8 protein-coding genes and 1 pseudogene are annotated in these 11,229 nt (G+C 31.4%); 8 read left to right on the forward strand and 1 reads right to left on the reverse strand.

Annotated elements, in window-relative coordinates:
* From QZ260_RS01855 to QZ260_RS01870, 4 genes and pseudogenes are all read left to right on the forward strand, one after another.
* Positions 1-276 (forward strand): annotated as a pseudogene (locus QZ260_RS01855) (tRNA nucleotidyltransferase); the annotation flags it as partial.
* Entirely contained in the window at positions 273-725 is a 453-nt protein-coding gene (locus QZ260_RS01860) for a GNAT family N-acetyltransferase (RefSeq protein WP_295982126.1), read from the forward strand. The pseudogene QZ260_RS01855 and the gene QZ260_RS01860, both read left to right, overlap by 4 nt.
* Before the next feature lie 2 nt (positions 726-727).
* Positions 728-1,744, forward strand: coding sequence for a COX15/CtaA family protein (locus QZ260_RS01865; protein WP_295982128.1), 1,017 nt, complete (start codon positions 728-730; stop codon positions 1,742-1,744).
* 39 nt (positions 1,745-1,783) lie between these two features.
* Positions 1,784-2,296: a hypothetical protein gene (locus tag QZ260_RS01870; protein ID WP_295982130.1), complete on the forward strand. Its 513-nt coding sequence runs from the start codon at positions 1,784-1,786 to the stop codon at positions 2,294-2,296.
* Here the strand turns inward: QZ260_RS01870 and QZ260_RS01875 are convergent.
* Entirely contained in the window at positions 2,277-3,368 is a 1,092-nt protein-coding gene (locus QZ260_RS01875; RefSeq protein WP_295982133.1) for a hypothetical protein, read from the reverse strand. The genes QZ260_RS01870 and QZ260_RS01875 overlap by 20 nt on opposite strands.
* A gap of 126 nt (positions 3,369-3,494) precedes the next feature.
* Here QZ260_RS01875 and QZ260_RS01880 point away from each other — a divergent pair, with 126 nt between their 5' ends.
* The 4 genes from QZ260_RS01880 to QZ260_RS01895 all read left to right on the forward strand — a co-directional run.
* Positions 3,495-4,397 (forward strand): ATP-binding cassette domain-containing protein, encoded by a 903-nt coding sequence (locus QZ260_RS01880; protein WP_295982134.1) that lies wholly within the window; start codon positions 3,495-3,497, stop codon positions 4,395-4,397.
* Between the two features lie 4 nt (positions 4,398-4,401).
* Positions 4,402-5,226: an ABC transporter permease subunit gene (locus QZ260_RS01885; protein WP_295982135.1), complete on the forward strand. Its 825-nt coding sequence runs from the start codon at positions 4,402-4,404 to the stop codon at positions 5,224-5,226.
* A 28-nt stretch (positions 5,227-5,254) separates the two neighbouring features.
* Positions 5,255-8,596 carry a T9SS type B sorting domain-containing protein gene (locus QZ260_RS01890; protein WP_295982137.1) on the forward strand — a complete coding sequence of 1,114 codons (3,342 nt, stop codon included), beginning with the start codon at positions 5,255-5,257 and terminating at the stop codon, positions 8,594-8,596.
* A gap of 147 nt (positions 8,597-8,743) precedes the next feature.
* A partial coding sequence (locus tag QZ260_RS01895) for a choice-of-anchor L domain-containing protein (protein WP_295982139.1) occupies positions 8,744-11,229 on the forward strand: 2,486 nt, incomplete at its 3' end.

Genomic DNA, 11,229 nt, shown 5'->3' on the forward strand with positions numbered 1-11,229 from the left:
AAATTTAATAAGTATCATAATAATTTTAAAATTGTAAGAGAGAAAATTGTTGAAGTTGAAGAACGGGATCATGTTAGAAATTTTCAACCTCCAGTTTCAGGAGAAGAAATAATGAAAACCTTCAACCTTAAACCCTCACGAGAAATTGGTATCATTAAGGAAGCAATTAAAGAGGCTATTCTTGAAGGTGATATTCCGAATGAATATGCTGCGGCTTATCAATTAATGCTAGAAAAAGGTAAAAAATTAGGACTCAAATCTAACATTGGTTTATGATTAAGCTCGTTAGAACAAATTCAGAAAACAAAGATTTTGTTAATCTTGTTAATTATCTAAACGCTTATTTAAAAATTGTTGATGGTGATGACCATGCCTTTTATAATCAATACAATAATATTGATGTCTTAAAACATGTGGTAATGGCATATAAAGATGAAATCCCATTAGCTTGTGGGGCATTTAAAGCTATAAATGAAAACACGATTGAAATCAAACGCATGTTCACCCAAATTAATGCCCGTGGAAACGGTATAGCCTCAAAAGTTTTGCAAGAATTAGAAAAATGGTCAAAAGAACTATCTTATAGAACTTGTGTTTTAGAAACTGGAAAAAGACAAACAGAAGCAGTTTCTTTCTACAAAAAAATGAATTATTCAATAATTCCAAATTACGGACAATATGAGAACATAACTAATAGCTTATGTTTTAAAAAGGAACTTTTCTAAAGATGAAAAAAGATAACAAAAAAGTAATTTACTGGCTTATAACAGGATGTGTTTTAATTTTTATAATGGTTGTTGTTGGCGGTATTACCAGACTTACACATTCTGGTTTATCTATTTCTAACTACAAATTAATTTCAGGTACTATTCCACCAATGAATCAAGTTGAATGGCAAACTGCTTTTGATTTGTATAAACAGTATCCAGAATATCAAAAACTTAACAATCAATTTACGCTTCAAGATTTTAAAGATATTTATTTCTGGGAGTGGATACACCGAGTAATCGGCAGATTTATTGGTCTCGTATTTTTACTTCCATTTATATATTTTTTAATTACAAAACAACTTACTAAACCCACTATAAAAAAAGCAATACTATTATTAGGATTAGGCTCTCTTCAAGGGTTTTTAGGCTGGTATATGGTTAAAAGTGGTTTAGTTGATAATCCAGACGTTAGTCATTATAGATTAGCGGCACATTTAACAACTGCTTTTATAACGTTTGCTTATACCTTTTGGGTGGCTTTAGATTTAATCTTTCCATCTAAAAAAGAAAGAAACACATCATTTAGAAATTTAATTCGATGGGGACTATTAGTTTTAATATTGCAAATTATTTATGGTGCTTTTGTAGCTGGTTTAGATGCAGGTTGGATACATAATCATTGGCCCATGATGAGCGAGGGGAAGTTTCTTCATGAAACTGCTTACATAGAACAAAAACCTGTCTACAAAAACTTTATTGAAGGTAAAAGTGGTGTACAATTTGTACATAGAATTTTGGCTTTTATAGTTGTTGGTTTTATTATTTCAATTTTTGTGAAGTCCAAAAAGATGAGCCTAACACCTTATCAATTTAAAGGTATAAACTCCCTTTTAATAATAGTTGGAATTCAATTCTTACTTGGTGTTTTTACTATACTATTACAAGTTCCTGTTTGGCTAGGTGTAGCACATCAAATCGGTGCTTTTTTCTTGTTAAGCGCCATGACATTTACACTTCATAGATTCTCTAAATAATTTAAAAAAAAGCTACCTTTGTAGCATAATTTGCTTTTCATGATTTACAGATTTAGAATTATTTTAGATAATGATACCGATGAAGATATCTTTCGCGATTTAGAAATTCGTGAAACCGATACGCTTGAAGATTTACACAACATCATTACACAATCTTTTGGTTTTGATGGTACAGAAATGGCATCATTTTACATAAGCAACGATACTTGGGATCAAGGTGAAGAAATTTCATTGTTTGATTTAAGCGAAGATGCTTCAGCACGTTTGATGAACGAAACCTCATTAGATAGTGTGGTGCATGAAGTGCAAACAAAACTTATTTATGTTTATGACTTTTTAAGTTTGTGGACGTTTTATGTTGAATTAGCTGAAATAGTTGATGAGACCGAAGGTAATGACTATCCGAACCTTATGTTTGTGCAAGGTCAAGTTCCAGATACAGCACCTGAAAAATTATTTGAAGCTGATGAGGATGAAGATTATAACGAATTTGAAGATGGTATTGATGTAGATGATTATGAGGATTTAGATTTTAACGAAAATTGGAATTAATATTACGTCCTGTCCTTAAATTTTCCAGATTTACATTTTCATAGTTCCTTGTTAAAAACTCTAAGGAATATTTTAGAATTTCACCCATATTTTTACTCTTTTTAAAATTGACATCATTAGTATAGTGAAAAATGGTCATTTTCAACGTTTTCACGTTCTCTTTTGTTGAAATCTCATCCAATTCCATACAATTTATTAATTTTGCCACTCTTTTATTAAAACTTTTTAAGCGTTTTACCAATATAGAGCGTTCCTCAGTTTTATACTGATCGATAGAAAATTTTTGAATACTATTTGCTACCAATTGAACCATTTCATAATTCTCTTTAAAGAATTGAGGTCTGTAAATATTAAACTTCCCTTCATATGATTGTTGGTCAAAATCTATAGCTCTAATCTTATATACCACATGATCAAAATCATGAGTTGGCACTATAACATAGTTATAAGAGCGCATATCTCCTAAAAGCCTAATCATGCAGCGTTCATTAAATTTAACAAACTCTTTGGCTATTTGGGATTTCTCAGACTTATCACATTTGGGTAAAAAATCCTTGATGAATTCATCTCCAGGGATTCCTGCAATATGCTCTTCAATTAATGTATTTTTATAAACTAGAAAGTTTAAGTTATAAGGCGACAACATGTGTTCTAACTCCAAACCATAAATACGAGAGGCATCTGCAATTTTCACATAGAAATACGTGTAATTATCATTTAAAACATTTCTAATTTTAATTCTGAAAGGTTTTGAGTTTCCAAAGGTGCAATAATCAATAGCATCAACGTTTAAAAAAGGTAAGATATTCTCATTACCATCTGAATGGAAAATGGTATAAACTTTCTTTAATGCAGAATCTATTTCCTCCCTTTCAAACTCATTATAATATACACGAATCCAAAGCGTATCATTATCATCTTTATCATAAACCACTATTGATCCTTGAAAGCGTAACAAATCATCATAAAAAATTGGGATTTTCACATTCCTGTTATATCTTGAAAGATAACCGTGTAACTTAGCAGGTATTGGATATGATGGTTTCTTTTTTGATATTTTTAAATCTTGCATAAGGCTCAAACTTATTCAAATTTAACGTTTTTCTACTTATTCTTGTAACAAAAATCAAAGACTATCGTCATATTTAAACAACTAACCAACGCTAGCTTCTTATGCTAGTAAAAAAAACTTTATAGTTTGGAATCTATACTTACAATTAATAGCCTCACAAAAAAATTCGGATATTTAACCGCCGTTAAGGATTTATCATTTACTATCAACAAAGGCGATATTTATGGGATTTTAGGTCCTAACGGAAGCGGCAAGTCAACTACTTTAGGTATGGTGCTTAATGTAGTTAATAAAACCGAAGGCGATTTTCATTGGTTTGATGGAAACACCTCAACGCACGATGCTTTAAAGAAAGTAGGAGCTATCATAGAGAGTCCAAACTTTTACCCTTACATGACAGCAACTCAAAATTTAAAACTGGTTTGTAAAATTAAAGGTGTGGATTATACTAAAATAAATGAAAAATTAGAAATCGTTGGGCTTTTAGATCGTAGAGATAGTAAATTCAGAACCTATTCTTTAGGGATGAAACAACGTTTAGCTATAGCCTCTGCCCTATTAAACGATCCAGAAATATTAATTCTTGATGAACCAACAAACGGTTTAGACCCCCAAGGAATACATCAAATAAGAGAAATAATAAAAGAAATTGCGGCCAAAGGCACCACCATTTTATTAGCATCTCATTTACTTGATGAAGTTGAGAAAGTTTGTTCTCATGTGGTTGTGCTTCGGAAAGGTGTAAAATTATATTCTGGCAGGGTTGATGAAATGATTTCTAGTTATGGGTTCTTTGAGCTAAAATCCAACAAAGAAACGGAGTTAGTTACATTATTGGAAAATCATAAATCATTTGGAAAGGTTAAAGTTCAAGATAATTTGGTTACAGCTTTTTTAAATGAACCTATGAAATCGGAAGATTTTAACAAATATCTTTTTGACCAGGGTATAATACTTACCCATTTAATACAACGTAAAGAAAGTTTAGAAGAGCAATTTTTACAATTAACCGATAACAACCAAAACTAACCACATGTTGCGACTTTTAAATTTAGAATTACAAAAGTTATTACTTAATAGAACTAGTAAAATACTCATTTTTATATCGTTTATTTTACCATTTTTTGTGATCTTGCTTTCATCAATAAAATTTAATGTTTTTGGTTTTTTCACATTAGAATTAGGTGAATTAGGCATTTTTAACTTCCCAGTTATTTGGCACCTAACTACCTTTTTCGCATCACAATTTAAGTTCTTTTTTGCTATTGTTGTAGTTAGCATGATTGGTAATGAATACAGTAATAAAACCATTAAACAAAACCTTATTGACGGTTTAAGTAAGAAGGAATTTATACTTTCAAAGTTTTATACTATTGTATTCTTCTCTTTAGTTTCAACAATTCTGATTAGTATAATTTCATTGTCTATTGGTTTATACTATTCAAGCTATACTGAAGCTTCTATTATATTTAGAGAAACAGAATTTTTGGTAGCTTACTTTGTTAAATTAATTGGTTTCTTTAGTTTATGCTTGTTTTTCGGAGTGTTAGTGAAACGTTCTGCATTCGCATTAGCCTTCCTATTTATACTTTATATACTAGAGTGGATTGTATTTGGTTTAATGGCCTGGAAACTAGACTCTAGTTTAGCTGAGAAGATTCAAAATTTCTTTCCACTAAAATCAATGTATAAACTTATTGACCAACCCTTCCAGCGCATTGCCATGACAAAGTTCCCAGACAAAGGAGAACTGACCTATGATTATGGAGCACATGGATATGAAATTATTATCGTTTTATGCTGGACAGCATTATTCATCTTTTTATCGTTTAGATTATTAAAAAGGCGAGATTTGTAATATATTTGGTAGCTTTTGCTACTGAAAAATGAAAAAAACTATATTATTCGTAATATTTAGTCTATTTGGACTATTTATGTATGCCCAAAATGAAGCCTCTAACTGGTACTTTGGAGAAAATGCTGGAATTAAATTTAATGCAAATGGATCTGTTTCAAATTTAACGGATGGAATGCTAGATACTGTTGAAGGCTGTACTACTATCTCAGATGATAATGGAGATTTATTATTTTATACAGATGGAATCACTGTTTTTAACAAACTGCACCAACCAATGTCTAATAACGATCTTTTTGGTGATCCTTCTAGCACACAATCGGCCATAGTTATTCCTAAACCTGATGATCTTAATATTTATTACATTTTTACAGTTGACACTTCTAACTCACTTAATTCTCCTTCAAATTTGGGTTTTAATTATTCCATAGTCGATTTAACTTTAAATGGTGGTTTAGGAGATGTAACTAGTAAAAACATTAATCTTTTACAAGCTAGCTCCGAAAAAATCAGTGCCGTTTTAAAAGATTGTGAATCAAAATCTATTTGGGTAATAACATTTGCTAATGCTAATGGCTTAAATTCAAATTTTTATGATACTTTTTATGCTTATGAGATTTCAAATTTAGGTATAAATACAACTCCAGTTCCTTCAACTTTTAATTTTTCTATTAATGATCCTAGAGGCTACTTAAAACTATCTCCAGACGGTACAAAATTGGCTAGTGCAAATTCTAGTAATGGCTTATATTTATTTGATTTTGATAAAGCCACTGGAATAGTAAGTAATCCAACATTGCTAAATATTAATTTCACACCTCCAGCAGGTAAAATTCAAGCGCCTTATGGTGTTGAATTTTCACAAAATAACGAGCTACTTTATGTTACAACTTCTTATAATCCTAGTCAGGCAGAATTTAATAATCCAAATAGTCAGTATGGTGCATTATTGCAATATGATTTAACTGCTACAGATATAAACGCTTCTGAAATAGTTATTGATGAAAGAACGACCTATAGAGGTGCATTACAATTAGGTCCAAATGGTAAAATTTACAGATCCATGAGTAGAACATACAATAATGGCTTACCATTTCTTTCTGTTATTAATAATCCGAACCAAATTGGCACAGCTTGCAATTATACTCATAATGCTTTGCCACTTAGCAGTAATGCTAGACAAGGCTTACCACCTTTTATTTCTTCATTTTTTACTGAAAAAATAGATATTGTTAAAAATGGATTTGAAACTACATACCTACCTCTGTGTGTAGGAGAAAGTTATACTTTAATTTCTGAGGATATACCCGGAGCTTCATACACTTGGAGTAAAGATGGTGTTATATTAGCTGAAAATGATTTTGACTTAGTAATAAGTCAACCTGGCGCATACGACGTTTTAATAGAACTCAATACTGGAGATTGTGATACCCTGGAAGGTGCAGCTTTAGTAGAGTATTTTGATGTACCGATTACAAATTCAATCAATGATGTTTTGATTTGTGATAGTGATAACGATGGCAAATTTTTATTTGACTTTTCCATGCAAACTCAAGAGGCTTTGGGCGCTCAAAATCCATCAGTTTATAATATAAAATATTATCTCTCTAAAGAAGATGCTGATGATAATCAAAATGAAATTAGTCTTCCTTTTCTAAATACTAAGAATCCTCAAATAATTTATACGAGATTGGGTATCACTGGGAATAATAATTGCTTTGATTCTTCTCAATCTTTTACAATTCAAGTTTTTAATACGCCAATTGTGAATACTATTGATCCTGACGAAATATGCGATAAGGTCGTTATGAGTGATTCTGATGTTACTAACGGACAAACAGATATAAACCTTAACCAATTTGATACTGGTATTTTAGGTAGTCAAGATGCAGCATTATACTCAATTTCTTATTATCAATCATTACCTGATGCAGAAACCAGAAACGAACCATTAAGTTTTCTATACTACAATCAAATACCATTTAATGAAAATATTTATGGCCGAATTGAAAATATTTTAAACACTAATTGTTTTGCGATTACACCACCAATCGAATTAACTATAAATCCTTTACCACTATTTACCAATACTAGCCTTATTCAATGTGATGAAGACGGTATAAAAGATAATTTAACTTCTTATAATTTACTTGAAGCTGAAGGTATATTAACCAATAATTTTGCAGACAGAGCACTAAAATTTTACACTTCACCAACTGATGCTGAAAATAGTGAGAGTGAAATTACCAATTTCACTAGTTTTAAAAACACAGAAAATCCTCAAATAATTTATGTTCAAATAATCAACTCAAACACAGGTTGTTTTAGCATTGGAGAACTTACTTTAGAAACCTCATCTACTCAAATTAATGATTATTTAGCACCTCCTATTTGTGATGAATTGAATTCTGAAGATGGTTTAGGCACTTTTAATTTGAATGATATTACCACCGATATACAAACCATAAATGGGATTTCATTACCCATTTCATATTATGAATCTTATGAAGATGTACTTTCAGAACAAAATGAGTTAATCTCACCATATAATAATACAAAACCTTATTTACAAAAGTTGTACGCAAGGGCAGAAAATGATAATGCTTGTTATGGAATAAGTGAAGTGATTCTAACCATAAATAAATTACCAGATATAATTACTGAAGATTTAGCTTATTATTGTTTAAATATTTTTCCTGAAACCATTACTATAAATGCTGCTGTTTTAAATGATTCGCCTAATAATTATTCATATACTTGGTCTACTGGTGAAAACATTTATGACATTGAAATAAATGAACCTGGCACTTTTAATGTAACGGTTACTAATATTAATGGCTGTTCTAAACAAAGAACAGTAACTATTAAACCTTCAAATATTGCGTCTTTCCAATCTATAAATGTTGTAGATATGACTGAAAATAATACGGTTACAGTTATTACTTCTGGAGAAGGTATTTATGAGTACAGCTTAGTGAATAGTGATAACCAAATTATATTTTCATATCAAGACAGTAATGTGTTTGAAAACGTATCTCCCGGTATTTATAGGGTTTTTGTGAGAGATATTAAAAATGATTGTGGTATTGTAAACGAAGGAGTTTCTGTAATTGGATTCCCTAAATTTTTCACCCCAAATAATGATGGTTTTAATGATACTTGGCAAGTATATGGTGTTTCAAACCAATTTCAATCAAATACCAAAATTCTAATCTTTAACAGATTTGGAAAACTAATTAAAGAGTTAGACCCTTCAGGTATTGGTTGGGATGGGACTTTTAATGGTAATGCCTTACCAAGTGACGATTATTGGTTTTCTGTTCAACTTGAAGATGGTAGAATATTTAAAAATCATTTTACGCTTAAGAATTAAACAATTAATTTAAAAAATTAACTGTAATGCATTTTACCTTGTTTTTTTTGCATTTCATCTGTAAAATGTCTATTTTTCACTACTATTAGCCCCAGCTAATGGTATTATTTTTCAGAATGAAAACCAAATAGAAAATACCTGCTATTTATGAGATTTATTTACCTCATTTTAAGTGTACTACTTTTTAGTAGTAATTATTTGTTTTCTCAACAAATATCAGTGGATGATTCTGTTGGGTTGCAATCCTTAATACAAGACAACCTAGTCAATGGCTGTGTTGACATTACAAATATTAGCTCTCAAGTTAATGGTAATCCTAGTGGATTTTCAAGTTATGCCTATTTTGAAAGAGCAGGTTCTAATTTCCCTTTTGCAAATGGCATCATGCTTTCTACAGGAGGCGCTGCTTCCGGTGGTAATTCTACGGTAACTTCAACGCTTAGTGAAGGTTCTACAACATGGGGAACGGATACAGATTTAGAAGTTGCTTTAGGAATTACCAATACTGTTAATGCTACATCAATAGAGTTTGATTTTGTCTCTGTATCAAATCAGTTTCAATTTAATTACTTATTGGCTTCTGAAGAATACTTCGGTATTAACCCTTGTCAATTTTCAGATGGTTTTGTTTTTTTAATTCGAGAAGCTGGAACAGCAAATCCATATGAAAATATAGCACTAATACCAGGTACATCTACACCAGTGAATACAAACACGATTCATGATGAGATTTTTGGTGTTTGTCCTGCACAAAACAATCAATATTTTAATGGGTACAACATTGGTGATACAAATTATAACGGAAGAACAACTGTTTTAACAGCTTCTGGCAGTATTTTACCAAATGTCACTTATCATATCAAATTAATAATCGCAGATCAAACTGATGGTACTTTTGACTCGGCCGTTTTTATTGAAGGAGATAGTTTTAGAATTTTAGATTTGGGAGGAGATATTGCCACATGTGCCAGTTCAGCAACATTAGATGCTGACTTGCAAAACCCTCTGGCTTCTTATGCATGGTATAGAAATGGCACTTTAATTACCGGTGCTGTTAGTTCAACTTATATAGCTGTTCAAGATGGCACTTACCGAGTTGAAGTTGGCGTTCCTGTTAATGGAACGACCTGTGTAGAAACTGATGAAATTATTGTTGTTCTTAATACTGAAGAACCAATGAATCCTATAACAGATTTCGAATTATGTGATGATTCAAGTGGTGACGGTATAGAAAGTTTTGATCTTACAACCAAGAACGCCGAACTTGAGGCGGAAATTGCGAATATACCTTTTACCAATTATGAATATAGTTACCACTTATCGGATGCTGAAGCCAGAAACAATGACAATAGAATAACAACTATTACGTCCAGTTCTCAACCTATTTTTGTAAGGGTTCAAGATTTAGATAGCAATTGTTTTTCATACACAACCTTTAACTTAATAGTTAACACGCTTCCTGTTATAGTGTCACCTACTCCTGTAGAAGTCTGTGATGGTGATGATACTCCTGATGGGTTCGCAATTATAGATTTGACTCAAAAAGATGATGAAATTACATCTGGTCAAACCAATTTACTTGTCACTTATCACTACAATCCATTAGATGTAAGTACTGGAGACAATCCTATACCTTCACCATACATAAATACTAATACGCCTAACGAATTGGTATATGTAAGAATTGTAGATACTACAACTGGTTGTGTGACTGCAACTACTCTAGATGTTGTTGTAACGGTTAGTCCCGATGTTATTAGAGATACACAATATATTGATGCATGTGATACAGATTTAGATGGTGATGCAATTTTTGATTTAACTGAAGTTATTAGCACTATTTTAAATGGGTTAACTGGAGTTTCAACAACGTTTCACGCCACGTTTGATGATGCAGAAATGAATATTAATGTCATAGCAGATGAAACCAATTATCAATACACCAATGCGGTTATTGAACCTGGCTCTGCAACTATTTATTTAAGAATTGAAGATCCTACAGGTTGTGCTACTATAGTCCCTTTTGAAATTCATACTAACCTTTTACTAACGGGTACGGACACTGGTGATTATGCCGAATGTGATAATGATGACGACGACACAAATGCGTTTGATTTTAATTTGTTTTCTGTTCAATCCCAAATTGCTAATGAATTAGATATAGTAAACGGATTACCAAATCCAATTAATGTCACGTTTTATCAAACTGAAGAAGACCGAACTAATGGTATTAGTTTAGACAAATCGCTTCCATTTTCATCATTAAGTCCTCAAGTTTTATATATTACAATTGATGATGGAGAATGTTTTGAAGAGACTGAAATAACCTTACTTGTTAACCCTATATTACTATTTGAAAATGTAACAATACCTTATTGCGATAACGATGACGACGGCTTCGCTAGTATAGACTTGCAGTCTTTAGACGATACCATTACCGGTGGGAACGCTAATTTTACGGTTTCTTATTTTGATAATCCCGACGATGCAGAAGATAATACTAATCAATTACCGCCTTTTTATAACAATACTCCTCCTGCTACTACAATTTTATACGCACGTATTGAAAATATAGATTCTGGTTGTTCAACCGTTAATCCTTTTGAAATTGAAGTACTAGTTGCTCCCTCAAC

It is taken from the genome of uncultured Algibacter sp. (assembly GCF_905480415.1).
Taxonomy (GTDB): Bacteria; Bacteroidota; Bacteroidia; order Flavobacteriales; family Flavobacteriaceae; genus Algibacter_B.

What these genes read in the sequence shown, in the direction of transcription:
- QZ260_RS01890 (WP_295982137.1), top strand. Translation starts at nt 5,255, where the DNA reads ATGAAAAAAACTATATTATTCGTAATATTTAGTCTATTTGGACTATTT.
- QZ260_RS01860 (WP_295982126.1), top strand. Translation starts at nt 273, where the DNA reads ATGATTAAGCTCGTTAGAACAAATTCAGAAAACAAAGATTTTGTTAAT.
- QZ260_RS01875 (WP_295982133.1), bottom strand. Translation starts at nt 3,368, where the DNA reads ATGCAAGATTTAAAAATATCAAAAAAGAAACCATCATATCCAATACCT.
- QZ260_RS01885 (WP_295982135.1), top strand. Translation starts at nt 4,402, where the DNA reads ATGTTGCGACTTTTAAATTTAGAATTACAAAAGTTATTACTTAATAGA.
- QZ260_RS01865 (WP_295982128.1), top strand. Translation starts at nt 728, where the DNA reads ATGAAAAAAGATAACAAAAAAGTAATTTACTGGCTTATAACAGGATGT.
- QZ260_RS01870 (WP_295982130.1), top strand. Translation starts at nt 1,784, where the DNA reads ATGATTTACAGATTTAGAATTATTTTAGATAATGATACCGATGAAGAT.